At 65.6% G+C, this 23,341-nt stretch carries 25 protein-coding genes; 14 read left to right on the forward strand and 11 right to left on the reverse strand.

The window, feature by feature from the left end; genetic code table 11:
- Positions 1-12: 12 nt before the first annotated feature.
- The gene (locus HYH08_RS02135; protein ID WP_220008082.1) at positions 13-789 is read right to left on the reverse strand and encodes an exodeoxyribonuclease III; all 777 of its coding nucleotides are present in this window, start codon (positions 787-789) and stop codon (positions 13-15) included.
- Between the two features lie 40 nt (positions 790-829).
- Here HYH08_RS02135 and HYH08_RS02140 point away from each other — a divergent pair, with 40 nt between their 5' ends.
- On the forward strand, positions 830-1,051 hold the full coding sequence (locus HYH08_RS02140) for a cysteine rich repeat-containing protein (RefSeq protein ID WP_220008083.1): 222 nt from the start codon (positions 830-832) through the stop codon (positions 1,049-1,051).
- A gap of 150 nt (positions 1,052-1,201) precedes the next feature.
- Here the strand turns inward: HYH08_RS02140 and alr are convergent, their stop codons facing one another.
- Both alr and HYH08_RS02150 read right to left on the reverse strand, forming a co-directional pair.
- On the reverse strand, positions 1,202-2,449 hold the full coding sequence (alr, locus tag HYH08_RS02145; protein ID WP_220008342.1) for an alanine racemase: 1,248 nt from the start codon (positions 2,447-2,449) through the stop codon (positions 1,202-1,204).
- A gap of 63 nt (positions 2,450-2,512) precedes the next feature.
- Positions 2,513-4,024, reverse strand: a complete 1,512-nt coding sequence (locus HYH08_RS02150) for a replicative DNA helicase (protein WP_220008084.1) — start codon at positions 4,022-4,024, stop codon at positions 2,513-2,515.
- A 555-nt stretch (positions 4,025-4,579) separates the two neighbouring features.
- On the opposite strand from HYH08_RS02150, the gene HYH08_RS02155 reads away from it, so the two are divergent.
- A complete protein-coding gene (locus HYH08_RS02155; RefSeq protein WP_220008085.1) occupies positions 4,580-4,786 on the forward strand; it encodes a transcriptional regulator in 207 nt (68 codons plus the stop codon).
- Positions 4,787-4,789: 3 nt separating this feature from the next.
- On the opposite strand, the gene HYH08_RS02160 is transcribed toward HYH08_RS02155, so the two are convergent.
- Positions 4,790-6,040, reverse strand: coding sequence for a cyclopropane fatty acid synthase (locus HYH08_RS02160; protein ID WP_220008086.1), 1,251 nt, complete (start codon positions 6,038-6,040; stop codon positions 4,790-4,792).
- Positions 6,041-6,318: 278 nt separating this feature from the next.
- Between HYH08_RS02160 and HYH08_RS02165 the strand changes: the two genes are divergently transcribed.
- The 3 genes from HYH08_RS02165 (at position 6,319) to HYH08_RS02175 (ending at position 8,429) form a co-directional block, all read left to right on the forward strand.
- On the forward strand, positions 6,319-7,245 hold the full coding sequence (locus HYH08_RS02165) for a hypothetical protein (RefSeq protein ID WP_220008087.1): 927 nt from the start codon (positions 6,319-6,321) through the stop codon (positions 7,243-7,245).
- 108 nt (positions 7,246-7,353) lie between these two features.
- Positions 7,354-7,950 carry a TetR/AcrR family transcriptional regulator gene (locus tag HYH08_RS02170; RefSeq protein ID WP_220008088.1) on the forward strand — a complete coding sequence of 199 codons (597 nt, stop codon included), beginning with the start codon at positions 7,354-7,356 and terminating at the stop codon, positions 7,948-7,950.
- Positions 7,951-7,961: 11 nt separating this feature from the next.
- Positions 7,962-8,429: a PaaI family thioesterase gene (locus tag HYH08_RS02175; protein ID WP_220008089.1), complete on the forward strand. Its 468-nt coding sequence runs from the start codon at positions 7,962-7,964 to the stop codon at positions 8,427-8,429.
- A gap of 36 nt (positions 8,430-8,465) precedes the next feature.
- Here the strand turns inward: HYH08_RS02175 and rplI are convergent, their stop codons facing one another.
- From rplI to rpsF, 4 genes are all read right to left on the reverse strand, one after another.
- Complete coding sequence (rplI, locus tag HYH08_RS02180) at positions 8,466-9,065, reverse strand: 50S ribosomal protein L9 (protein ID WP_220008090.1); 600 nt, start codon at positions 9,063-9,065, stop codon at positions 8,466-8,468.
- A 48-nt stretch (positions 9,066-9,113) separates the two neighbouring features.
- Positions 9,114-10,091, reverse strand: a complete 978-nt coding sequence (locus HYH08_RS02185; protein WP_220008091.1) for a YybS family protein — start codon at positions 10,089-10,091, stop codon at positions 9,114-9,116.
- A gap of 131 nt (positions 10,092-10,222) precedes the next feature.
- Complete coding sequence (gene rpsR, locus HYH08_RS02190) at positions 10,223-10,462, reverse strand: 30S ribosomal protein S18 (RefSeq protein WP_007592020.1); 240 nt, start codon at positions 10,460-10,462, stop codon at positions 10,223-10,225.
- Between the two features lie 5 nt (positions 10,463-10,467).
- Complete coding sequence (gene rpsF / locus HYH08_RS02195; RefSeq protein WP_220008092.1) at positions 10,468-10,935, reverse strand: 30S ribosomal protein S6; 468 nt, start codon at positions 10,933-10,935, stop codon at positions 10,468-10,470.
- A gap of 338 nt (positions 10,936-11,273) precedes the next feature.
- Between rpsF and HYH08_RS02200 the strand changes: the two genes are divergently transcribed.
- The 9 genes from HYH08_RS02200 to gmk all read left to right on the forward strand — a co-directional run bounded on the left by HYH08_RS02200 (position 11,274) and on the right by gmk (position 20,002).
- Complete coding sequence (locus HYH08_RS02200) at positions 11,274-11,972, forward strand: TetR/AcrR family transcriptional regulator C-terminal domain-containing protein (RefSeq protein ID WP_220008093.1); 699 nt, start codon at positions 11,274-11,276, stop codon at positions 11,970-11,972.
- A 3-nt stretch (positions 11,973-11,975) separates the two neighbouring features.
- On the forward strand, positions 11,976-13,001 hold the full coding sequence (locus HYH08_RS02205; RefSeq protein WP_220008094.1) for a fatty acid desaturase family protein: 1,026 nt from the start codon (positions 11,976-11,978) through the stop codon (positions 12,999-13,001).
- A gap of 174 nt (positions 13,002-13,175) precedes the next feature.
- Positions 13,176-14,135: an ACP S-malonyltransferase gene (fabD, locus tag HYH08_RS02210; RefSeq protein WP_220008095.1), complete on the forward strand. Its 960-nt coding sequence runs from the start codon at positions 13,176-13,178 to the stop codon at positions 14,133-14,135.
- Between the two features lie 67 nt (positions 14,136-14,202).
- Positions 14,203-14,940 (forward strand): 3-oxoacyl-[acyl-carrier-protein] reductase, encoded by a 738-nt coding sequence (fabG, locus tag HYH08_RS02215; RefSeq protein WP_220008096.1) that lies wholly within the window; start codon positions 14,203-14,205, stop codon positions 14,938-14,940.
- Between the two features lie 326 nt (positions 14,941-15,266).
- Positions 15,267-15,506, forward strand: coding sequence for an acyl carrier protein (locus HYH08_RS02220; RefSeq protein ID WP_008130699.1), 240 nt, complete (start codon positions 15,267-15,269; stop codon positions 15,504-15,506).
- Positions 15,507-15,614: 108 nt separating this feature from the next.
- Positions 15,615-16,880, forward strand: a complete 1,266-nt coding sequence (fabF, locus tag HYH08_RS02225) for a beta-ketoacyl-ACP synthase II (RefSeq protein ID WP_220008097.1) — start codon at positions 15,615-15,617, stop codon at positions 16,878-16,880.
- 125 nt (positions 16,881-17,005) lie between these two features.
- Entirely contained in the window at positions 17,006-18,280 is a 1,275-nt protein-coding gene (gene mltG, locus HYH08_RS02230) for an endolytic transglycosylase MltG (RefSeq protein ID WP_220008098.1), read from the forward strand.
- Positions 18,281-18,454: 174 nt separating this feature from the next.
- Entirely contained in the window at positions 18,455-19,342 is an 888-nt protein-coding gene (locus HYH08_RS02235; RefSeq protein ID WP_220008099.1) for a YicC/YloC family endoribonuclease, read from the forward strand.
- A 3-nt stretch (positions 19,343-19,345) separates the two neighbouring features.
- Complete coding sequence (gene gmk / locus HYH08_RS02240) at positions 19,346-20,002, forward strand: guanylate kinase (protein ID WP_220008100.1); 657 nt, start codon at positions 19,346-19,348, stop codon at positions 20,000-20,002.
- Here gmk and HYH08_RS02245 read toward each other — a convergent pair.
- The 3 genes from HYH08_RS02245 to HYH08_RS02255 all read right to left on the reverse strand — a co-directional run bounded on the left by HYH08_RS02245 (position 19,935) and on the right by HYH08_RS02255 (position 23,231).
- The gene (locus HYH08_RS02245; RefSeq protein ID WP_228747461.1) at positions 19,935-21,224 is read right to left on the reverse strand and encodes a hypothetical protein; all 1,290 of its coding nucleotides are present in this window, start codon (positions 21,222-21,224) and stop codon (positions 19,935-19,937) included. The genes gmk and HYH08_RS02245 overlap by 68 nt on opposite strands.
- Before the next feature lie 129 nt (positions 21,225-21,353).
- Positions 21,354-21,860 carry a hypothetical protein gene (locus HYH08_RS02250; protein ID WP_220008101.1) on the reverse strand — a complete coding sequence of 169 codons (507 nt, stop codon included), beginning with the start codon at positions 21,858-21,860 and terminating at the stop codon, positions 21,354-21,356.
- A 24-nt stretch (positions 21,861-21,884) separates the two neighbouring features.
- Positions 21,885-23,231 (reverse strand): caspase family protein, encoded by a 1,347-nt coding sequence (locus tag HYH08_RS02255; RefSeq protein ID WP_220008102.1) that lies wholly within the window; start codon positions 23,229-23,231, stop codon positions 21,885-21,887.
- Positions 23,232-23,341: the final 110 nt, after the last annotated feature.

The following is a 23,341-nucleotide window of genomic DNA, read 5'->3' on the forward strand; positions in this document are numbered from 1 at the left end:
CCTATGCCACCGTCATTGTTGCTTCAGCACCACCCATGCCGGCGCGTGATCGCTGGCGCCGTCCTCGCCGCGAACCGCCTTATCGACGCCGGCCTTGGCGAGGCGCGAGACCAGGGCAGGGCTCAGCAGCAGATGATCGAGCCGCAGGCCCGCATCGCGCGGCCAGCGGTTTCGCTTGTAATCCCAGAACGTGTAGATGCGTTTGTCGGGATGTAGCTCGCGGATCGCATCGCACCAGCCTTGTTCGACCAGCGAGGCAAACGCCGCGCGGCTCTTCGGCTGGATCAAGGCATCCTTGTCCCATGAGCGCGTCGGATAGATGTCGATTTCTGTTGGCGCGACATTGTAGTCGCCGGCGAGCACGACGGGCAGGTCCTGCTTGATGAAGGTTTTGGAGTGGCGCCTCAGCCGCGCGAACCAGTCGAGCTTGTAGTCGAACTTCGGCCCCGGCTGCGGATTGCCGTTCGGCAGGTAAATGCTGGTGACGATGATGCCGCGCACGGCGGCCTCGATGTAGCGGGCTTCGAGATCGGCAGGTTTTCCCGGCAGGCGTTCACGGGTCAGAATGGGCTTCGCGTTGCGGGCGAGGATAGCGACGCCGTTCCAGGTCTTTTGTCCACGCCAGACCGCGCCATAGCCGGCCTTTTCGATCGCGGCCGCCGGAAATTCGCCATCACTTGCCTTCAACTCCTGAAGCGCGACGACATCGGGCTTTGCCGCTTTCATCCATGCCAACAGATTGGGCAGGCGACGGTTGATGTTGTTGATGTTGAATGTCGCGATCTTCATGTAGAGCTAGCGGCTCCTGCCTGCCGTCACCGGAGATACAATGTCCAAATTGAACTTTGCTGCTTTCCTCGTCGCCGTCGCGATCTCCGGTGTCGCTTCGGCACAATCCTCCGATCCGCGCGGGGCTTGCAAGGCGGATTACGACAAATTCTGTGCGGGCATCGCGCCGGGCGGCGGCAAGATCATCGCCTGCCTCGAGGCCAAGCGCGATCAGCTCAGCGCATCCTGCAAGACGGCGCTCGACGACCGGAAGAAGAAGTAAGCGACCACTTGTGTCCCGGACGTGCGCAGCGCGAGCCGGGACCCAGACGGCCACGAATTCCGTAGAGACATGGGCCCCGGCTCTGCAGCGCACGACGCTGCGAAGCGCGGCGCATTGCGCTGCGTCCGGGGCACGAGCGCGTCTCTGCTGTTAAGACGGCAGTGGCGCGGAGGGCGGTTGCTCGGCCGCAGGGAGCGGCTCCGGCTTGACCAGCGGCTCCACCACGTTGCCGCCCTTGTAGATGCGGGCGTAGCGGTGGCCGAGGCTGGTCAGCACCTCATAGCCGATCGTGCCGAAATGATGCGCGAGCTCGTCGACGGTGATGCCCTCGCCGATCAGCGTCACCATGTGGCCGCGCCGCGCCGCGTTCGGCGGCAGATCGGTGATGTCGATCGCGATCAGATCCATGGAGATGCGGCCCGCGACCGGGCAACGCTTGCCGGCGACGATCACCTCGGCGCCGCGGGTGCCGTCGTTCGAGCTGGCAGCGCGGAAATAGCCGTCGGCATAGCCGACCGCGATGATCGCGAGCCTGGTCGGCCGCCGCGCGGACCAGGTGCCGCCATAGCCGACGGTGTCGCCGCGCTCGACATTGCGGATCTGCACGATGCGCGCCTTGAGGTCGACGACCGGCTGCATCGGATTGTCAGCCTCCGGCGTCGGGTTGACGCCGTAGAGCGCAGCGCCCGGCCGCACCAGGTCGAACTGGTAGGGCGCGCCGAGGAAGATTCCCGACGAGTTGGCGAGCGCCGCCGGCACGCCGGAGAATTCGCTGGCGATGGCGCGGAAGGCGGCAAGCTGCCTGGCGTTGATCTGGCTGTTGAGCTGCTCGGCCGAGACCAGATGGCTCATCACCAGCGTGATGCCGTGGTCGCCGGCATTGATGCGGGGGATGATGGCCTGCGCCTCGGACAGCGTCAGCCCGAGCCGGTTCATGCCGGTGTCGATATGGATCGCGGCGCCGCCGTTCCAGCCGCTGCGGCGGCAGAACACGTCCCATTCGGCGAGCTCGTTGAGATCGCCGATCACGGGACGGCAGTTGATCTTGGCGTAGTGCTCGCCGGTGTTCTGGAAGTAGCCGCCGAGCACGTAGAGCGCAGCGTCCGGCACCGCCGCGCGCACGGTGCGCGCTTCCTCGATGGTGGCGACGAAGAAGGTCTTGCAGCCGGCCTTGTTGAGGGCCCGCGCAACCTCCGCGGCGCCGCAGCCATAGGCGTCGGCCTTGATCACGGCCGAGCATTCGGCCGGCACCGCGGTCTTCTCGAGCTTGCGCCAATTGGCGATAATCGCATCGAGATCGACGGTGAGCACACCGCCGTAAGCTGCAAGCGCGGCAGCCTGATTGGCCTCCGCCGAGAGAAGGCCGGATTGCGGGATCATTTTGGGGTCGGACGCCATTGTCATGGCGCCGTTGTACGCAAGAGGCTCGCGCGGTTCAACCCAGGGAACTTAGCGAGGAACTCAGTAGTCGTTGCCGCTGCGGGCCGGCATCTGACTGTCGGGCGCGAGGTCGCCGAACCGCGTGACCGAGGCTTCGAAGGCGAGGTCGACGGTGCCGGTCGGGCCGTGGCGCTGCTTGCCGATGATGACTTCGGCCTTGCCGTGCGCAAGACTCATGTCGAGCTGCCACTTCTCGTGCTCAGGCGTGCCCGGGCGCGGCTCCTTCATGGCGAGGTAGTATTCCTCGCGATACACGAACAGCACGACGTCGGCGTCCTGCTCGATCGATCCGGATTCACGCAGGTCGGAGAGCTGCGGCCGTTTGTCGTCGCGGGATTCGACCTGGCGCGAGAGCTGGGACAGCGCGATCACGGGAACGTTGAGCTCCTTGGCGAGCGCCTTCAGGCTGGTCGTGATCTCCGTGATTTCCTGCACGCGGCTGTCGCTGGCGCGCTTGCTCGAACCCGAGAGCAGCTGGATGTAGTCGATCACCAGCAGGTCGAGGCCTTTCTGCCGCTTCAGCCGGCGCGCGCGCGCCATCAGTTGCGCGATCGACAGGCCACCGGTCGCGTCGACGTAGAACGGCAGCGATTGCAGCTCGATCGAGACCTCCCGGATCTTCTCGAAATCGGCTTCCGAGATGCCGCCGCGGCGGATGTGGGAGGAGGGAACGCCGGTGCGCTCGGCCACGATACGCGTGGCGAGCTGGTCGGCCGACATTTCGCACGAGAAGAAGCCGATCACGCCGCCATTGGCGGCCTTCGTGGTGCCGTCGGCCTGGAGTTCCGGAACGTAGGCCTTGGCGACGTTGTAGGCGATGTTGGTCGCGAGCGAAGTCTTGCCCATGCCGGGACGGCCCGCGACGATGATGAGGTCGGAGTGCTGCAATCCGCCCATCTTGGTGTCGAGGTCGCGCATGCCGGTCGAGATGCCGGACAGCTTCCCGTCGCGCTGGAACGCCTTGGCAGCGAGATCGACCGCGACCGCCAGGGCCTGCGAGAATTTCTGGAAGCCGCCGTCATAGCGACCGGACTCGGCGAGTTCGTAGAGCTTGCGCTCAGCGTCCTCGATCTGGGCACGCGGTTGGAAGTCGACCGGCGCGTCGTAGGCGACATTGACCATGTCCTCGCCGATGCCGATCAGGTCGCGGCGCAAAGACAGATCGTAGACGGTGCGCCCATAATCCTGGGCGTTGATGATGGTGGTGGCTTCAGCCGCAAGGCGCGCCAGATATTGCCCGATGGTCATGCCGCCGACATCGGTGTCGGCGGGCAGGAACGTCTTCAGCGTCACGGGCGTGGCGATCTTGCCCATCCGGATCAGGCTGCCGGCGGTCTCGTAGATGGTCTGGTGCAGCGGCTCGAAAAAATGCTTCGGCTCCAGGAAGTCGGAGACCCGATAGAAGGCATCGTTGTTGACCAGGATTGCGCCCAGAAGGCTCTGTTCCGCCTCGATATTATGCGGCGCACTCCGGTAGGCGGGAGTTCCCGGCTCGGGCGCGAGTTTGAGGACGTTCGAATCAGTCAGGGCCATGGTCGGACGTGCTTAGCAATTTTCTTGGGCAGATGCGGGGCCGGGATAAAGCGCCGCCCCGCTTCAAAGCGGAAGCGAAAGCTGACCGCTATCAACCGCTCAGTGAAAATGGTGGATGATTAGCAGCCGCAGCATGCGCCGTGCTTGACGGATTTTTGCGGAACTCGCCCGGCCCGAAACCGGCCGCGACCGCGCCATGGAAAAATCCGGAAACCGTGAACCTAATGAAATGACGCGAAGACGTATCGAGAAGCGGGCGAAACGACGCGCGCCGGGAGCTTTTGGCTCACCTTCAGACCAGCAGGAGATAGACCAGCGCGATCAGGGCCGCTCCGACGCCGGTGGCGATCAGGGCATAATCTGTGCGGAGGTCGTCCTGCACGTCGAATGAGGTTCGGGTCTCTTTGCTCATGGCGACGGTCTAAGCCAGACCCGAACAGACTTATGTGAAGCAGATCACATCTCCCCGGATTCTTTCGGGGCAAGTAGCCGGAACAGGCAGGCGGGCAGGGAATTGTCCCTCGCGACCCCGCCAACAGGGAACGAGGCAGAGCGATGCGGCCAGAACGGCAGCTCCAGAATTGGCGAAGCGAGGCAGGCAGCCGGCTTTGGTTGTCCGGGCTGATCGCGGCCATGCAGCATGCCGAGCGGCCCGAAGTGCGCCGCGAGCCGGTCGCACCCGAGATTCTCGCGGAGTTTCGGGCGCAACTGGGGTTAACGGCGCCTTTCGGCGCCTCGCCGATCTCGACCCTGCGTCACTAGGATCTATTCACCAGCCAGCTTCAGCGTGGGCCTTGTGCCGCTTTCGATGGCCCGCAACCGGGCTTCCTCGCGCGCGATGTAGTCGCGCGTCATCGGCACGACGCCTTGACGTTTGGTGAGTTGGATCTGGAAATTCATCATCGCTTGCTTGCGGAAGGTCATCTCGCTAGCCGCCAGGTAAAATTCCCACATCCGGGCGAAGCGCTCGTCGTAGAGCTGCACCGCGTCCTCACGCCGCGCCATGAAGCGCTCTCGCCAGGCCTTCAGCGTCTCGGCGTAGTGCAGGCGCAGGATCTCGATGTCGCAGACCAGCAAGCCGGCGCGCTCGATCGCCGGCAGCACCTCGGACAGAGCAGGGATGTAACCGCCGGGGAAGATGTATTTGGCGATCCAGGGATTGGTGGAGTCCGGCCCCTGCGAACGGCCGATCGAGTGCAGCAGCATGACGCCGTCCTCGCTCAGCAATTCCGCGCAGCGCTGGAAATAGGTGTCGTAGAACCTCTCTCCGACGTGTTCGAACATGCCGACCGAGACGATGCGATCGAATGGGCCGTCAATGTCGCGATAGTCCTGGAGCTTGAATTTAACCGAGCCGGTTAGGCCCTTCTCGGCCGCACGCGCATTGGCGACCTGCAATTGCTCGGTCGACAGGGTGACGCCGGTGACGTCGGCGCCGGCGATCTCGGCGAGGTAGAGGCTGAGCCCACCCCAGCCCGAGCCGATGTCGAGCACGCGCTGGCCGTGCTGGAGACGCAGCTTTGCGGCGATGTGCCGCTTCTTGGCGAGCTGGGCGTCGTCGAGGGTTGCGTCCGGCGTCTCGAAATAGGCGCAGCTGTATTGCTTGTCGGCGTCGAGAAAGAGCGAATAGAGCCGCGCGTCGAGATCGTAGTGATGCGCGACATTCTTGCGCGAGCGCGGGCGTGGATTGAACTGCTTCAGATGCCGCGTCAGATAGCGCAGATGCCAGAAGGGTTTTGCCCACTGCGGCAATAGGTCGGGTTGATCCAGCAGGATTGCGAGGGCATCAGCTATGTTGCCGCGCTCGACGATGAACTCGCCGTCCATGTAGGCCTCGCCAAGCCCGAGTTCGGGATTGATGAGGATCCTTCGTTCTGCATCCGTGGTCACGAAACGGACCGCGACCGGTTGGCCTGAGCCATCGCCTACGGTGAACTTCGATCCTTTTGCCGTGGTCACCGTCAACGAGCCGCGGCGGATGAATTGAGACAGGAATTGACGCAACAAACGGTCCATCGACACCTTCCTCTCGAGCGAACGCGAAGGGAATGCGACTAACCCGGCCTTCACATCCGACGCCCAGGTCCCACTCTGGTTCCTATGCGTTTGCATCTAAATCTGGGGAGGGTGTTCCGGTCGCGCTATTGCGCTGTGATCACGGCCGATATTCCAAAAGCGCTTAATCACATCCTTGCGCGTGGAGGCTGCTTCCATTCGCGGCTCAATCCGCTAAAAGGTGACCCGCCGCGCCGATGCCGGCTGCAATTCGCGGAAATTCAATGGAGATGACGGGAATGTCGAGCCGAGCGCTCAGCCTCGCGACGGTATTGCTTCTGATCGGCTTCGGCTCCGCCGATACCGTTCTTGCGCAGGCGACGAACCTCGAGGCCGGCAAAAGCCCATCCCAGATTTTCGCGCAGACCTGCAATGCATGCCACAAGAGCCCGCGCGGCCTGTTGAAGACCGTGGCGCCGGGCTCGCTGCCGGGATTTTTGCGCCAGCACTACACCACGAGCTCGGACATGGCGGGCATCCTCGCCTCCTATCTCGTCTCCAACGGGGCCACCGACACCCGCTACCAGGCCAAGGACGGCAAGAAGGACGGCGCCAGGGACAGGGAAGCGAACACCGCACCTGGCCAGTCGCCGGAGCATCAGGGCCGCCGCCAGCGTTCGCAGGACGCCGCCAAGCCGGACGCCGAGGGCGCAGCGCCGCCTGCTGAAGGCCGCCAGAAGCGCGCGGCCCGGCCGAGCGAGGAAGGTGCAAAGCCGGAGGGACAGGCCACTCCTGAGGGACGCAAAGGCAAGCGTCGCGCCAGGCCCGGCACCGAGGACGCACCGAAGGTCGATGCCAACGCGCCGGCCATTGACGACAAGAAGGGCGAGTCCAGGCCTGAGAGTGTGAAGGTCGAGCCCGAGGCCAAACCGGCAGAGAAGCCTGCTGAAACCAAACCTTCTGAAACGAAGCCTGAGAGCGCCAAGGTCGAGCCGCGCAGCAGCGATGCTCCGGCGCTGCGGCCCGATCCGGTGCCGCAGGTGACGCCGGCTCCGCCGGCGGCCGCGGCGTCTAAGCCGGTGGAAGAGGCGGCTCCCAAGCCGGCTGCGCCCGCCGCCCGCTTGGAGCCGGCCCCCGCGCCCAAACCGCAGGAAGCCGCGCCGGCCCCGACCGCTGCGGCGCCGGCGGAGTCCTCCGGACCGCCCGCGCCGCCGATCTCGCGGTAACACTCGACATTCCCAGATCGACTTGCTGAGGCCGCGCCCATCGTGGCCTCAGCGTCGTCTTGACCTCAATTAGAGTAACACTCTAGAGTGTTACTCTAGGAGGTTCCCGTGACGACGAGCGTGCGTGACGATCTGCTGGCGGCGGGGCTTGCCGTGTTCGACCGCGTCGGCTTCGAGGCCGCGACGGTCGCGGCGATCCGCACCCGGGCACGGGCCTCCAACGGCAGCTTCTTTCATGTGTTCGGATCGAAGAAGGAGCTCGCGGGCGCGCTGTTCCTCAATGTGCTCAGGCATTATCACGCCGCCGTGCTGGCCGCGCTGGATCCTGTCCCCGATGCAGAGCAGGGCATCGATCGCCTGATCCGGGCGCATCTGGACTGGGTGGTCACGAGCCGCCGCGAGGCGCGCTACCTGTTCGAGATCTCGCGCAGCGAGTGGGGCGAGGACATGCGCGATGCCCAGCGCGCGCAGAATGCGCGGCTTGCCGACGGTATCGAGCGCTGGCGCGCGCCGCTGGTCGCCGATGGTGCATTGCTGCCGATGGCGCCGGTGATGTTCGTCAGCCAGCTGATCGGTCCCGCGCAGATTTTTTGCCGCGCGTTCCTCTCGGGGCGCGACCGCGCCGATCCGCGCGTTGAGGCCGACACGCTGATCGCCTGCGCCATCCGCGCCCTGGTGCCGCCAGACCGCATCAACAAGCCATAAGGAGAGGTGCCATGCGAACCGAAGCAGATCCCGACTTTGAGCCGATCGCCGAGCGCATCCACGCCAATGTCGGCCGCCAGGGGTTCATGAATCTGGTTGGCGCCGAGCTCTCGGATTTGGCGCGCGGCACCTGCACGATCGCAGTCGAGCGCCGGCCGGAGCTGTTGCAGCAGCACGGCTTCTTCCACGGCGGCGTCACCGCCTTTCTGGTCGACAACGCCACGACGATTGCCGCTGCGACGTCGCGCGGCCAGGCGGCGCTGACGGCGGAGTACAAGCTCAATCTGCTCTCGCCCGCGGTCGGCGACAAACTGATCTGCCGCGCCAGGGTGATCAAGCCGGGGCGTCAGGTCGCGGTGGTCGCGGCCGATGTGTTCTGCGTCCGCGACGGTGTGGAGAAGCACACGGCCACGGCGCTCGCCTCGATCGCGATGCTGAGCGAAGATGTCGCCGCCCAAACGAAAAGCCCGGCCGCCTGAGGCGACCGGGCTTCGCTTCGCACATGAATGCGAGGCTTACTTCTCTTCCGCAGCCGGGGCCGGCTCGACCTCGTCGTGCTGGGCTTCCGGATCGAAGAACTCGCCGGCGGCGGCGATCGCCTCGGCGGCAGCATCCCGGTCCTCGTTGCGGGTCGAGATGTCCTCGCCGCGGTTGATGCGCTCGGCCTCGTCCTGGCTGCGCGCCACCGTGACGGTGATCTCGACTTCGACCTCGGGATGGACGGCGACGGTGATGGAGCGCTTGCCGATGGTCTTGATCGGTGCGTCGAGCTGCACCTGCGGGCGGGCCAGCGAGATGCCGTCGGCTTCGAACGCCAGGACGATGTCACGCACGTTGACCGAGCCGAACAGCTGGCCGGCCTCCGAGGCCTGGCGGATCACGATGATGTTCTTGCCCTCGATCTTCTCGGCGACCTTGGCGGCCTCGGCCTTGGAGGCGAGGTTGCGGGCCTCGAGATCGGCCTTCATGCCCTCGTACTTGGCCTTGTTGTCGGCGGTGGCGCGCAGCGCCTTGCCGCGCTTGAGCAGGAAATTGCGGGCGTAGCCGTCGCGAACCTTCACGACTTCGCCCATCTGGCCGAGCTTGTTTACGCGTTCCAGCAAAATGACTTCCATATTCGTTCTCCTTTGTAGTGTTGGTGGGTTGGATTTTCGGACTTGAACTCAAGGGGTCGGCAGCGGCGGTGGCTGCCGCGTCCGCAGGAAGCGCTCGCGAAAGCCGAACACGGCGTCCGCAAGGCCGAGGATCACCATCGCGATGACGGGCCAGCCGAACACCACGACGACGGCGTAGGCCGAACCGAGCCAGAAGGTGCGGCTCTTCAGGGCCAGTGTCAGCGTATGCAGCACGGCAAAGCCGGTGAGCGCGTAACCCATCATCAGCGCCGCCGTGGCGATCTGCGCGACGATCGCGAGCAGCCCGCCGGTGAAGCAGAAGGCAAGGGCAATGCAGAGCGCCACCAGCGTCATCGGCGGCAGCTCCGCCGTCTTCATGTCCGGCCAGGGACGGTGCAGCCGGCCCGACGTCGCCGTCACCTTGGCGCTGAGCCAGAGATTGAGCGTCAGCGTCATCATCGCCACGATGGTGGCCGCGGCGGGCGCCACGCGCACCAGCGCATCGACGAACTGGTCGGCTTCGCCCGAGGCTTGCGGATCGGTGGCACGGAGCAGGCGCATCAGGCCGCGCTTGAGCGTGCCGATGATGGTGTCGGCGTCGGTCCCGAGCGTGAGCAGGACGGCGATCGTGGTCAGCGCGGCGAAGCCCGCGATCCACAAAAGGATGCGGCCGACCGGGTACCATTCGAGCTCGGGCTCCGCCGCCGGCTCGGTCGCGCCCTCCGGCGCAGCAGGCCCGACGCGCCGGCTGAGCAGCACGAGATGGCCGAGCCACCAGGCCGGCAGCGCGACGGTGACGGCAAAGGCGATGCAGTAGGGCAGGCCGAACAGGGCGCCGAGGCCGGCCGCGGCGGCGATCCCGCCGATGCTCGCGCACAGCGGGCCCCAGCCGATCGCGGCGACCATCAGCGGCAGCGGCGCGAGATAGAACAGGACGAGCGAGATCAGCGCGCCCGACACGATCGAGGCGAACATCAGGGCCGACGCAGCGCCGGCGATCAGGGCGATCAGTGCAAATGCCATCATCAGCTGTCCCGCTCCCTTCGAGCGGTTAGAGGCGTCTCGCCCCAACCATCGGCGACCGGACGACCCGGAAGCCTTATGAGTTCAGAAAAGTCGCGACCGGCGGCTCGAGGCCGCCGGTCGAATAGGTCGTATCAGCGAATGACGTAGGGCAGGAGGCCCAGGAACCGCGCGCGCTTGATGGCGCGGGCGAGCTCACGCTGCTTCTTCGCAGACACCGCGGTGATGCGGCTCGGCACGATCTTGCCGCGCTCGGAGACGTAACGCATCAGCAGCTTGGAGTCCTTGTAGTCGATCTTCGGAGCATTGGCGCCCGTGAACGGGCAGCTCTTGCGACGACGGAAAAACGGACGGCGTGCACCAGCTTCAGCCATTGATCTTACTCCCCATCCGTGGATTCAGCTTCGTCGCGCGGACGGCGCGGGCCGCGGTCACCGCGGAAGCCACCGTCGCGGTCGCCACGGAAGCCGCCTTCGCGCTCACCGCGGAAGCCGCCGCCACGATCATCACGCTCGCGATCGCGATCGGCCTTGCGCATCATCGCGGACGGGCCTTCCTCGAGTTCTTCGACGCGGACGCTGAGATAGCGGATCACGTCCTCGCTGATGCGCTCCTGGCGCTCGATCTCGGCGATCGCCGCCGAGGGCGCGTCGATGTTGAGCAGCACGAAGTGCGCCTTGCGGTTCTTGTTCATGCGGTAGGTGAGGGAGCGAACGCCCCAGTTCTCGGTCTTGGTGACCTTGCCGCCGAGACCCTCGACGATGCCGGTCATCTGCGCAGTCAGCTCTTCGACCTGCTGCGGGCTCGCGTCCTGGCGCGCGAGGAAAACATGCTCATAGAGAGCCATGATGGTCCTTTCCTTGTTGGCGCATCGCCCGGCGTCAAGCCCTTAAGAGGCCTTCGGAAAGGACTCTGGGATTAAGCTCAGAAGGCGGAAACACGGGACGACGGGCCGACTGGCCCTGCCACACCAAAATCACGAATGATTTGTTGAGACCGTCCGTTCAGCTCCCGGCCGGGGTCTGCGGATGCGCGCCTTATACGGATTTTGGCCGGCTTTGCAAGGTTGGCGGCCTTACTTCCGACCCGGATGGTTGCGGTCCCGCCGGGCGGGCCATCTCCAGATACCACAGCGCTTGATTTATTTGTTTGTATAGCATACAAATAAGCGAGCGAGAGGATCCAATGGCAGACAAATCTGCCCATGCACCATCAGATGCGGCAGGCGACCCCAAGCATGCGGCGCGGGCGACGCGCTCGGCCGGTCGCAAGATGCGGTCGCTGCTGCTGGATGCGGCGAGCCCGCTGTTCCGCGAGCGGGGACTTTCCGGCGCCTCGATCACCGACATCGCCGCTGCGGCGGACGCATTTCCGAGCCAGATCACCTATTACTTCCGCACCAAGGAGGCGCTGTTCGTGGAATGCGCCTGCCGCGACCTGCTGTATCTGGCGCGCGCGACCGAGCAGGCCGCGCTGAAGGCGCGCACACCCCCAGAATACACCCACGCGCTGGCCGAAACCGTGACGGCGAGCGATTCGATCGCCTTCTTCGCTGAAGCCCTGACATTGACGCGGCGGCGTCAGGATCTTGCGCCGCTGGTCGAACGCACGATCGAGCGACTGCATAGCGAGGGTACGCGCGCCTATGCGAGCCAGGTCGCACGGCATGGCTGGCGCTCCCTCCGCGCGCCCGACGAAAGCTCGCGGCGGTTCTGGGCCATTGCCATCGGTGTCATCCTCGAAGGCTACGCGATGGGCCGTTCGCCCGAGGCCCTGTGCGCGGAGATGCTGCGCGTGCTCGGCGAGCAGGCGAAGGTTACGGGGGATGCCGCGCGCCTGCGTCTCGTCGACGACACATCCGGCAATTCGAATGAGGAGGGCTAGGCCATGACCGCGCTTCGCATGCGTGCCCGCGATTTCCTGACCGACGATCAACTCGCCGACGTGCGCCGGCGCGTGACATGGAAGGGCGTTGCGATGATCGCCCACGCCTGGGCGCTCATCATTGGCGCGATCGCGCTGGTCGCGTGGTGGCCCAATCCGGTCACCTATGTTGTCGCCGTCGCCATCATCGGCTCGCGTCAGCTCGGCCTTGCGATCCTCATGCATGACGGTGCCCATGGCTGCCTGTCTGCCGACGAGAAGACCAATCTCGCTTTGAGCCAGTGGTTCTGCGCCTATCCTCTGTTTGCGGAGACGCGCAGCTATCGCCGCTATCACCTTCAGCATCATGCGCGCACCCAGCAGGAGGACGATCCCGATCTCGTGCTGTCGGCGCCGTTTCCGATCACGCAACTGAGCTATCGCCGCAAGTTCATCCGCGATATCACCGGGCAGACCGGCTACCAGCAGCGCAAGGCGCAATTGCTCAACGCCCTCGGGCCGAAGGACTGGCCGTGGCGCCAGCGTGCCGCGCATTTCTGGGAGAAACTCGGCCCGCAATGCGTGGTCAATGCGATCATGTTCGCTGCGTGCGCGGCGGCCGGCGTGTGGTGGGCCTATCCGCTGCTATGGCTGGTGCCGCTGCTCACCTGGATGATGGTGATCACCCGCATCCGCAACATCGCCGAGCACGCCGTTGTCCCCGACAGCAACGATCCCCTGCGCAACACCCGCACCACGCACGCGAATTTTTTCGAGCGTCTGTTCATCGCGCCGTATTACGTGAACTACCACCTCGAGCATCATCTGTTGTTCTACGTGCCCTGCTACAATCTGCCCAAGGTGCACCGCCTGCTCAGCGAGAGCCGGCATGCCGGTCGCATGGAGGTGCAGCCGAGCTACGCGGCGGTGCTTCGTCTCGCGACCGCCAAGCCGAACGGCGACGATCGGCCGGGCCAATTGGCCAGCAGCGCGCGCCGCGCGCAGGCCGGCGCCGAGGTCGGGGCGGATCAGAAGGCAGGCGGTTTTTAACAGGCCGAACCTCGGTTGAAGGCTCACCAGGGTTCCCATCGTGGCTTGACAGTGCCTGCCCTGACGGTGTCTACGGCCCCCTTTGAAGCACGATCCGGAACCATGGCCCAAGGCCGTGCGTAATCGGCTGCCCGGTTTCTCGCAGGGGTCGTGCTGGACAAGCAGGGAGCGCCGATGACGGCTGCATTCACATTTCCTGGGCAGGGTTCCCAGGCAGTCGGCATGGGCAAGGCCCTGGCCGACGCCTTCCCGGTGGCGCGCGCCGTGTTCGACGAGGTCGATGCCGCGCTTTCCGAGAAGCTGACGGCGACCATCTGGGATGGCCCGGCCGAAACCCTCCAGCTCACTGAGAACGCCCAGCCAGCCCTCATGGCGGTATCTGTGGCGACCCTGCGCGTGCTGGAAGCCGAAGCCGGTTTTTCCGTGGGGCGGGATGCTGCCTTCGTCGCCGGCCACTCGCTCGGTGAATATTCGGCGCTGGCTGCCGCCGGCAGCCTGACGGTGTCCGATACCGCACGGCTGCTTCGGACTCGCGGTCTCGCCATGCAGAAGGCCGTCCCGGTCGGCGCCGGCGCGATGGCCGCGCTGCTCGGCCTCGACTACGAGGCCGCCATGGCCGTCGCCAACGAGGCGGCGCAGGGGCAAGTCTGCCAGGCCGCGAACGACAATGGCGGCGGCCAGGTTGTCGTCTCCGGCGACAAGGCCGCGGTCGACCGCGCGGTCGAGATCGCCAAGACCAAGGGCGCCAAACGCGCGATGCTGCTGCCGGTGTCCGCACCGTTCCATTGCAAGCTGATGCAGCCCGCGGCCGACGCGATGGCCGAGGCGCTGGCGAAGGTCACGATCAAGGCGCCGGCAGCGCCGCTGGTGTCGAACGTGCTGGCGAGCGCCATCACCGATCCCGACGAGATCCGCCGCCGCCTGGTCGACCAGGTCACCGGCACGGTTCGCTGGCGCGAGTCGGTTGCCTATATGGCAGGGCAGGGCGTCACCCGTTTCTTCGAGATTGGCGCGGGCAAGGTGCTGAGCGGACTCGTCAAGCGCATTGCGGACGGCGCCGTCGGCGTGTCGGTCGGCGGTCCCAACGACATTGCCGCCGCCAAGGATGCATTGGCCGCTGCGAAGCAGGCTTAAGTTTACGCACGATCTTTCCGGAAAACCGCTGCACACTTTTCCGGATCGTGCTTTGGAGGAGTTTTTGATGTTCGATCTGACTGGCAAAAAGGCGCTCGTCACCGGTGCGACCGGCGGCATCGGCGGCGCGATCGCGCAGGCGCTGCATGCGCAGGGTGCCACCGTTTCGATATCAGGGACGCGGAAAGAGGTGCTGGATGAGCTGGCCGGCAAGCTTGGCGAGCGCACCCATGTGCTGCCCTGCAATCTCTCCAAGGCCGACGAGGTCGAGGCGCTGGTGCCCGCGGCGGAAGCTGCGATGGGACAGGTCGACATCCTCGTCGCCAATGCCGGCATCACCCGTGACAATCTGTTCGTGCAGCTTCGGGACGAGGACTGGGAGGAGGTCATCAACATCAACCTGACCTCGACCTTCCGCCTGGCGCGCGCCGCCACCAAACTGATGATGCGCAAGCGCTTCGGCCGCATCATCGCCATCACCTCGGTGGTCGGCGTCACCGGCAATCCCGGGCAGGGTAATTACACCGCGTCGAAGGCGGGCCTGATCGGCATGATCAAGACGTTAGGGGCCGAATACGCCAAGCGCGGCGTCACCGCGAACTGCATCGCGCCCGGCTTCATCAAGACGCCGATGACGGACGCGCTCAACGACAAGCAGCGCGAGACGATTCTGAGCAAGGTTCCGGCCAACCGTCTGGGGACGCCCGAGGACATCGCGGCGGCGGCGGTCTACCTCAGCTCGAACGAAGCAGCCTACGTGACCGGCCAGACCATCCACGTCAACGGCGGCATGGCCATGATCTGAAGCCCTCATTCCGCACTGCCCACGTGACTGTCCACTTGGGCGGTGCGGGATGCGGCAAACGGCCGTTTCCGGAGCGAAATGAGGCTTGTAGTCAAGGCAGTTGAAGTATGATAACCGGACCTTCAACGGATGGGCAAAGAACGCCATTGCAGGTTTTTGAAACCCTGTATATTGGCGATGGGGTGCCTTGGCCGTCGTTCGCCGGGCCCTGCATCGGTTTGGATGGGGCCAAATCAAAGTACGTAAGCAAAGGCAAGTAACACGACCACGACGGCTCGTATCGTCCCGGGGGGTCGGGTCTACAGGGAACAACACGAGGTTATGCAATGAGTGACATTGGCGAGCGGGTTAAGAAGATCGTGGTCGAACACCTTGGTGTTGAACCCGAGAAGGTCGTCGACGCAGCGAGCTTCATCGACGACCTCGGCGCCGACAGTCTGGACACCGTCGAGCTGGTGATGGCGTTCGAAGAGGAATTCGGGTGCGAGATTCCGGATGACGCCGCCGAGACGATTCTCACCGTCGGCGACGCCACGAAGTTTCTCGAGAAGAACGCGAAGAGCTAAGGCTCTTCATTTTCGCGGGGACAACATTGAAACCGGACGGGCCGCTTCGCAGCGGCCAGCCGGTTTCTTGTTATTGGCCGTGAATCTTTCGATGCGGAGTTTTCGGATATGAGGCGGGTTGTCGTCACTGGTCTTGGTATGGTGTCGCCACTCGGCTGCGGCGTCGAGCCGACCTGGAAACGCATCCTCAACGGCGAAAGCGGTGCGCGCAAGATCGAGAGCTTCGACGTCTCCGATCTTCAGACCAGATACGCCTGCACCGTCGTGCGCGGCGATGGCAGCAACGACACCTTCAATCCCGACAAGTGGATGGAGCCGAAGGACCAGCGCAAGGTCGACGACTTCATCATCTTCGCCATGGCCGCAGCCGGCCAGGCGCTCGACGATGCCGACTGGCATCCCGAGACCGAAGAGGACAAGTGCGCGACCGGCACCATGATCGGTTCCGGCATCGGCGGCCTCACCGGCATCGCCGACACCGCGATCCTGCTCAAGGAGCGCGGACCGCGCCGGGTATCGCCGTTCTTCATTCCGGGCCGCCTGATCAATCTCGCCTCCGGCTACGTCTCGATCGCTCATGGCCTGAAGGGCCCGAACCATTCGGTGGTGACGGCCTGCTCGACCGGCGCGCATGCGGTCGGCGATGCTGCGCGCCTGATCGCGCTTGGCGATGCCGACGTCATGGTCGCCGGCGGCGCGGAGTCACCGATCAGCCGCATCGGCATTGCCGGCTTCAACGCCGCGCGTGCGCTCTCGACCGGCTTCAACGAGACGCCCGAGAAGGCCTCGCGTCCCTACGACAAGGACCGCGACGGGTTCGTCATGGGCGAGGGCGCCGGTGTCCTGGTGCTCGAGGAGCTCGAACACGCCCAGCGCCGCGGCGCCAGGATCTATGCCGAGGTGATCGGCTACGGTCTGTCGGGTGATGCCTATCACATTACGTCGCCGTCGCCCGATGGCGATGGCGGTTTCCGCAGCATGTCGGCCGCGCTCAAGCGCGCCGGGCTGACGGCCTCCGATCTCGACTACATCAACGCGCACGGCACCTCGACACCGCTCGGCGACGAGATCGAGCTCGGTGCGGTCGAACGCCTGCTTGGCAACGCCGCCTCCAAGGTCGCGATGTCCTCGACCAAATCATCGACCGGGCATCTGCTCGGCGCGGCCGGTGCGATCGAGGCGATCTTCGCCATTCTCGCGATTCGCGATAATGTCGTGCCGCCGACGATCAATCTGGACAATCCGTCGGTCGAGACGGCGATCGATCTCGTGCCTCACGTCGCGAAGAAGCGCGAGGTCAACGTGGCATTGTCGAATTCTTTTGGTTTTGGCGGTACCAATGCGTCGGTCGTCGTCCGGCGTTTGGCCAGTTAGCTTGCTTTTGAGACGAATCCACCGTTTTGCCGTATTCGGCGATAGTTATCGAAGTGGGCGCGTGCATTTGGCAGGGCAAATGATTGTCAGGCCGCGATTGAACCGGCAGGATTCAGGTTGCTTCGATGAGTGAAAGGCCGCCCATTTCGCCCCGGAGCCCGCGGGCAGCGCTTGAGCCGGAGCAGCTCCCGCCGCCGCCGAAGCGATCGGATCGGGCACGCAACCCCTTCGTGATCGTCGGTAATGCCATCATCACGCTGCTGCTGATCTCCATGATCGGTGCGGGCGCGGTCTATTATTACGGCCGGCAGGTGCTCGAGGCCCCGGGCCCGCTGAAGGAAGACAAGATCGTCAACATCCCGCAGCGCGCCGGCAAGCGCGACATCGCGGAGACGCTGAACAAGGAGGGCGTCACCGACGTCAATCCCTGGATCTTCATCGCCAGCGTCGCCGCGCTGAAGGCGAGCTCGGATCTCAAGCCGGGTGAATATTCGTTCCAGAAGAACGCGAGCTTGCGTGACGTCATCGGCACCATCGTCGAAGGCAAGGTGGTGCAGCATTCCGTGACGATCCCGGAAGGCCTGACGTCCGAGCAGATCGTGGCGCGGCTGTCCGAGAACGACATCTTCACCGGCAGCGTGCGGGAGCTGCCGCGTGAGGGCACGCTGTTGCCCGAGACCTACAAGTTCCCGCGCGGGACCCCGCGCGATCAGGTGATCCAGCGCATGCAGCAGGCGCACAAGCGCGTGCTCGCGGAGATCTGGGAACGCCGCAGCCAGGACGTTCCGGTCAAGACGCCGGAGCAGCTGGTGACGCTCGCCTCGATCGTGGAGAAGGAAACCGGCAAGCCGGACGAGCGGAGCCGCGTCGCCGCCGTGTTCGCCAACCGTCTGCGGCAGAAGATCAAGCTGCAGTCCGATCCGACCATCATCTACGGTCTCGTCGGCGGCAAGGGTACGCTCGGACGTCCGATCAAGCGCAGCGAGATCACGCAGCCGTCGCCCTACAACACCTATGTGATCGAGGGCCTGCCGCCGGGCCCGATCTCCAACCCCGGCCGCGCCTCGCTGGAGGCCGCCGCCAATCCGGCCCGCACCCGCGACCTCTATTTCGTCGCCGACGGCACCGGCGGGCACGCTTTCACCGAGACCTACGACGCGCACCAGAAGAACGTCGCGAAGCTCCGCGCGATGGAGAAGCAGATCCAGAACGACACGGTCGAGCCCGCGGACGACGCGCAGGCGCCCGCTGCGGCCGCGCCTGCTGCCGCCGATGCGCCGACCGCGACCGCGCCGGCCCGGCCCAATCAGCAGAAGAAGCCGCCGGCCGCGCGCCCGGCGGGTCCTGCGCCCGCCCGCCAGGGTGCGGTGCAGCCGACGCCGCCGGTGATCCAGCGGTAAAGCGTTTTCCAGCGAAGTGGATGCCGGTTCGCGTGAAGAAAACGCGTCAAAACAGGAATCCAGATGCAGGCCTGCCTACGGGACTTTGCGGATTCCACTTTCCTGCAAAATAGTCTTAAGATTCGCGTGGCTTGATGCCTCGCGAATCCTTTCGTTTCCGGAGAATTTGACCTGATGGCGCTGTCGTCCATGACCGGCTTTGCTCGAAGCCACGGCGCGAGCGGGCCGTATACGTTCGAATGGGAGTTGAAGTCGGTCAACGCCAAGGGCTTTGACCTTCGGGTGCGGCTGCCGCAGGGCTTCGACGAGCTCGAGGCCCACGCCAAGAAGCGCGCCGGCGAGCTCCTTTCGCGCGGCACCGTCTATGCCAATCTCACGGTCAAGCGTGCCAATGCGGCAGCCTCCGTCCGCGTCAACGAGGACGTGCTCAACGCCGTGCTCAAGGCTGCCGCCGCCATCTCCGGCAAGGTCGACGCGGTCGCGCCCAGCATCGACGGGCTTCTGGCGATCAAGGGCGTCATCGAGGTCGCCGAACCCGAGGGCGACGAGGAGGAGGACAAGGCCGCGCGTCTCGCCGCAGCAGAGGCCTTCGACAAGGCGCTCGACGAACTCGTCGCGATGCGCAAGCGCGAGGGCACCTCGCTTGGCCAGATCCTGACCCAGCGCGTGGACGAGGTCGAGCAGCTGGCCAAACGCGCCGAGGCTGCGCCCGGCCGCAAGCCGGAGGCGATCAAGGCGCGGCTCGCCGAGCAGATCGCCAGCCTGCTCGACACGTCCGACCGTTTCGATTCCGACCGCCTGATGCAGGAGGCGATCCTGATCGCCACCAGGGCCGACATCCGCGAGGAGCTCGACCGCATCGCCTCGCATATCGCCCAGGCGCGCGAGCTGATCGGCAAGGGCGGTCCGATCGGCCGCAAGCTCGATTTCCTGGCGCAGGAGTTTCACCGCGAGGTCAACACCTGCTGCTCGAAGTCGAACGACATCGAGCTGACCAATACGGGGCTCGCCATGAAGAACGTGGTCGAGCAGTTCCGCGAACAGGTCCAGAATCTGGAGTGATCGATGACGACGGGCGGTCACACTGACGGTGTCGAGCGGCGCGGATTGATGTTCGTGCTGTCCTCGCCCTCGGGCGCGGGCAAGACGACGCTGTCGCGCATGCTGATCGACCGCATGCCGGGCCTGCGGATGTCGGTCTCCGCCACCACGCGTTCGATGCGGCCGGGCGAGGTCGACGGCCGCGACTATCTGTTCGTCGATAAGCCCAGGTTCGACGCGATGGTGAAGGGCGACGAACTGCTGGAATGGGCGACCGTGTTCGACAACAGCTACGGCACGCCGCGCGCGCCCGTCGAGGCTGCGCTGTCGGCCGGGCAGGACGTACTGTTCGACATCGACTGGCAGGGCACCCAGCAGCTGCGCGAGAAAGCGCGCGCCGACGTCGTCAGCGTCTTCATCCTGCCGCCGTCGGCGGCCGATCTCGAGAAGCGGCTGCATTCGCGCGCGCAGGATTCCGACGAGGTGATCCGCAAGCGCATGAGCCGCGCCAGCCACGAGATGAGCCACTGGGCCGAGTACGACTACATCGTGATCAACCACGATGTGGACGAAGCCTTCGCCGAAGTGCAGTCGATCCTGAAGGCCGAGCGTCTCAAGCGCGAGCGGCGGATTGGGCTCGTGGGCTTCGTGCGAGGTCTACAAGGACAGCTTCAGGGTTAAGCTCGGACTGCGACAGCCGCGGCCCTTGCTGGGCCAGCTTTTCCAGCATCGCCGTGACGACGTCGATGTCGACGGCGTCCTCGCTCTCCACGTCTTTCTCGCGATCGTCTTCGTCGTGCCCGGCGGACGCGTCTTCGACAAATTCCTCGTCGTGAGCATCATTGGCCGCGAGCCGCGGTGCTGACGTCTCGATCTCGAACTCGCCGTTGAAGATGTCGGCCTCGTCGAGGCCTTGGTCGAGATCTTGCTCAAGGTCATGCTCAAGGCCTTGCGCGGCCTCGAGGTGGGGGGAGCGGGACTGTGCCGCGATCCGGCCGATCTCGTCGCTGAACGCCGCGATGTGCGGGGCTTGTGGACGCGAGGCTTGTGGAAGCGAGTCTTGCGGACGTACCGCGTCGAAGTCCACGGGCTGCGGCGGCTGCGCGCGCGGCGTCTCCGCCGGCGCGGCATTGAGCCAGGGCGCGCGGCTGTCGTCGAGATCCTGCGGGTCCCAATCGTCCCAATGTCCGCGGCGCTGGTCGCTTGTCTGGAGGCGGACGCGCCCGCCGGCGAAGCGATAGATGACGCTGGCGAGGAGGCCTGCGAGCGCCAGCGCGCCGCCGATCACGAGCAGCAGCATTTGCAGCGAGCCGTCCTGCTTGTCGGCGGGAGCTTCGGCCGCGGCGAGCGCCACGGGAGCTGCGGGCTTCGCCGGCTTCGCACTCGGCTGCGTAGCTGCCGCGACAGGTGCGGGCGCCGTGGTCGTTGCGGACGCATCAGGCCAGCGCGTGGCGACGGCGGGCTGCTGCGCATCGTTGTCCGCGTCCGTGCTCGACGGTTGCTGCGGGACCGGCGGCGCACTTGTCGCGGCCGGCGCCGGCGCGGTCACGTTCGGGGCGGTCTGCGGCGCGATGTATTCGGCGCGCGCATTCTGCACCGCGGACGGCGTCGTGGGATCTGTATTGCGCGCATCGGCTGTCGCCTGTGTCGCTTGCGGTGCCTTGGCGCCTTCGGCGCGCAGATACCAGCATTTCCGCTTGGTCGTGCGATCGAGACGATAGAACCAGTGCTGGCCCTGCGGCGCGGCGCCCTTTGGCGAGGCGAGACAGTCGCTCGCCGTGCTGGCCGCGCTCGGCGCATTCTGCGACACGGCGGCCAGCGGCGCCCCGGCAATGATGCTGCCGACCAGCGCGGATATGAACTTTGCGGTGCGGTTGCCCATCCTGGTCTCCCGGTTACGCATGACGCAACTCTTTACCGTCCCTTTGTCATCAAAGACTTGGGTGGCAATGAGCCGCAAATCCGGAGAGGATGTGGCCTGAATTGGGCCTGCCCGGCGTTCGTTCCGCCGTGAATCAGGCGATTTCCCGCGCTATTGCTTGGCCGAGGTCCATGTTCCGCCGCAGCCGTCGGAGCGGCGCCAGGTTCCGGACCCGCTGCGGCCCGAGAGGCGCCCGGCACCCGTGAAGGTCGTGCCATTGCCCGCGCCGGAGGTGTTGACCGTCCCGTTCGCGCTCACGCTGCCGGTGACGCCTTCGCCGATCACCCGGCCCGAGCTCACCACCACCGCGCCCGAGGTCGAGCCGCCGCAGCCGACGCTGGTGACGATCCAGGCGCCGTCAAAACTTCCGCCGCCACCTCCGCTGCCGCTTCGCCGCGGCGAGGAGCGCTCCTCGGCGGCCGGCTTGCTCCGGCGGGCGGGCGCTGCGGGCTCGGCCGAGCGGTCTGGTGAGGAGCCTTGGCGCGAGCCGGACAGTGACTTCTCGTCATTGCCGATCGCGCCGCCGGCACTGCCGGACTGCGCGTGCGCGGATGACGAGGCGAGGGCGGCGGTAAGGAGGGCGGCGAGCGCACACGCGCGCGGGACGGCATGGAGCATGAGCAAAATCCCAAATGAAAAATGTCAGCGGCCGGAGCCGTCGGCACAGACGGAGCCGATAATTCGGCAAGCTTTGCCAGCCTTGCCGCATTCGTCAAGCGCGGCGTCTCTTGCCCGCTGCACGTTGTCGCGTTGGACCAGTGACCAGGATTTGTCCGAGATCGCGAAGGCGCCGCAGCTCTTGCCATAGAAGGACAGCTCGATCGGGCACTTCGCGCCACCGCAATTGCCACGCGCATCCGCCACCGCCGCGCGCCGCGAGGCGTGATTCCATGAGATGCCCCATTTGCTGCTGTCGGGGCCGTAGACGATCGAGCCCCAGGGCCTCAGGTCCTCCATCTTGCGCATCCGGAGCAGCAGGCCTTCGGTGGCTTCCCCGGTCGGCGCCATCGAAATCCGCTGCTGGAGTTTCGTGATCGCGCGGGTCAGTCCATCAGACGTATCAGGATCGAAATTGAGCTCGTAGAGCCGTTCGTTGAGCTCGCTCAGCAGCGCGGCATCGCGCAAGGGGACGCGGTCGGGATCAGCGCGCAGGCGATCGGCCGGCAGCGGATCGGGCTGCATCGCCGCGACCTGCGGCGGCGCGGTTTGCGTTGGTGGCACGAAGTAGAAGGTGCCGTCGATCGGCGATGACGATACCCAGGGCTGCTGTGCGCCCGCGGTGGCGCGCTTCACCGCAAGACCGACCTGGTTGAAGGTCTGGAACACGTCGAGGCCGGCGGTGCGCACCGTCGCGGCCAGCGCCTTGGTGTAGGGGCTGTGGCCGTCGCTGCCGTCCTGCGCGACATTGCCGGGCTGCGTCGCGTAAGAGATCAGCGTGCCCTCGGGCGCGCGCATCTGCGCAAGGCCGCCGTCGGAGGAGCGCAAGCCGCGCGAGCCAAACGGGTTGTTGCGGCAGGCATCGAGGATGACGAGGTTGAGCCGCGTGCCGGAACCCTGCATCTGCCGCAGCACGAGATTGACGTCGGTCATCTGGAAATCGACGTCGGCCTCGCGTGTCGGGTTGGCGCCAACAGGCACGAGATAGTTGGAGCCGGCGACCTGCACGCCATGGCCGGCATAATAGAACAGCGCGACATCTGCGCCCTGCACTTGCCGGCCAAAACTCTGCACCGCGATGTCCATCGCGGCCTTGTCGAGATCGAGCTGCGCGCGTCCGCCGACGAGCGTGAAGCCCAGCGCCCCAAGCGTCTCCGCCATCAGGCTCGCGTCCTTCGAGGGATTGTCGAGCGGCGTGATGTTCCTGTAGGCGGAGTTGCCGACCACGAGCGCAATGCGCTTCTCGGCCGAGGCCGGTGCGATAGCGGTGACAAGCAAGGCTGCGACCAGCGTCGCCAGCCCCAAGACGCGATTGAAAATACTCGCGCGCATCAAAATTCCCCAAAATAATGCCGTCAGTCTAACAGTTGCGTGCGTTGGGGAAAAGCGGTGCGGCAGCCCTCGGGGGCGTCATTGGACGGCCGTGACAAGGCCGGTCATGA

Origin of the sequence: Bradyrhizobium sp. BR 10289, from assembly GCF_019455385.1 — a bacterium.
Taxonomy (GTDB): Bacteria; Pseudomonadota; Alphaproteobacteria; order Rhizobiales; family Xanthobacteraceae; genus Bradyrhizobium.

Bases quoted from the DNA above. Each gene is read 5' to 3' on its own strand.
- HYH08_RS02135 (WP_220008082.1), bottom strand. From the start codon at position 789: ATGAAGATCGCGACATTCAACATCAACAACATCAACCGTCGCCTGCCC.
- HYH08_RS02140 (WP_220008083.1), top strand. From the start codon at position 830: ATGTCCAAATTGAACTTTGCTGCTTTCCTCGTCGCCGTCGCGATCTCC.
- alr (WP_220008342.1), bottom strand. From the start codon at position 2,449: ATGGCGTCCGACCCCAAAATGATCCCGCAATCCGGCCTTCTCTCGGCG.
- HYH08_RS02150 (WP_220008084.1), bottom strand. From the start codon at position 4,024: ATGGCCCTGACTGATTCGAACGTCCTCAAACTCGCGCCCGAGCCGGGA.
- HYH08_RS02155 (WP_220008085.1), top strand. From the start codon at position 4,580: ATGCGGCCAGAACGGCAGCTCCAGAATTGGCGAAGCGAGGCAGGCAGC.
- HYH08_RS02160 (WP_220008086.1), bottom strand. From the start codon at position 6,040: ATGGACCGTTTGTTGCGTCAATTCCTGTCTCAATTCATCCGCCGCGGC.
- HYH08_RS02165 (WP_220008087.1), top strand. From the start codon at position 6,319: ATGTCGAGCCGAGCGCTCAGCCTCGCGACGGTATTGCTTCTGATCGGC.
- HYH08_RS02175 (WP_220008089.1), top strand. From the start codon at position 7,962: ATGCGAACCGAAGCAGATCCCGACTTTGAGCCGATCGCCGAGCGCATC.
- rplI (WP_220008090.1), bottom strand. From the start codon at position 9,065: ATGGAAGTCATTTTGCTGGAACGCGTAAACAAGCTCGGCCAGATGGGC.
- HYH08_RS02185 (WP_220008091.1), bottom strand. From the start codon at position 10,091: ATGATGGCATTTGCACTGATCGCCCTGATCGCCGGCGCTGCGTCGGCC.
- rpsR (WP_007592020.1), bottom strand. From the start codon at position 10,462: ATGGCTGAAGCTGGTGCACGCCGTCCGTTTTTCCGTCGTCGCAAGAGC.
- rpsF (WP_220008092.1), bottom strand. From the start codon at position 10,935: ATGGCTCTCTATGAGCATGTTTTCCTCGCGCGCCAGGACGCGAGCCCG.
- HYH08_RS02200 (WP_220008093.1), top strand. From the start codon at position 11,274: ATGGCAGACAAATCTGCCCATGCACCATCAGATGCGGCAGGCGACCCC.
- HYH08_RS02205 (WP_220008094.1), top strand. From the start codon at position 11,976: ATGACCGCGCTTCGCATGCGTGCCCGCGATTTCCTGACCGACGATCAA.
- fabD (WP_220008095.1), top strand. From the start codon at position 13,176: ATGACGGCTGCATTCACATTTCCTGGGCAGGGTTCCCAGGCAGTCGGC.
- fabG (WP_220008096.1), top strand. From the start codon at position 14,203: ATGTTCGATCTGACTGGCAAAAAGGCGCTCGTCACCGGTGCGACCGGC.
- HYH08_RS02220 (WP_008130699.1), top strand. From the start codon at position 15,267: ATGAGTGACATTGGCGAGCGGGTTAAGAAGATCGTGGTCGAACACCTT.
- fabF (WP_220008097.1), top strand. From the start codon at position 15,615: ATGAGGCGGGTTGTCGTCACTGGTCTTGGTATGGTGTCGCCACTCGGC.
- mltG (WP_220008098.1), top strand. From the start codon at position 17,006: ATGAGTGAAAGGCCGCCCATTTCGCCCCGGAGCCCGCGGGCAGCGCTT.
- HYH08_RS02235 (WP_220008099.1), top strand. From the start codon at position 18,455: ATGGCGCTGTCGTCCATGACCGGCTTTGCTCGAAGCCACGGCGCGAGC.
- gmk (WP_220008100.1), top strand. From the start codon at position 19,346: ATGACGACGGGCGGTCACACTGACGGTGTCGAGCGGCGCGGATTGATG.
- HYH08_RS02245 (WP_228747461.1), bottom strand. From the start codon at position 21,224: ATGCGTAACCGGGAGACCAGGATGGGCAACCGCACCGCAAAGTTCATA.
- HYH08_RS02250 (WP_220008101.1), bottom strand. From the start codon at position 21,860: ATGCTCCATGCCGTCCCGCGCGCGTGTGCGCTCGCCGCCCTCCTTACC.
- HYH08_RS02255 (WP_220008102.1), bottom strand. From the start codon at position 23,231: ATGCGCGCGAGTATTTTCAATCGCGTCTTGGGGCTGGCGACGCTGGTC.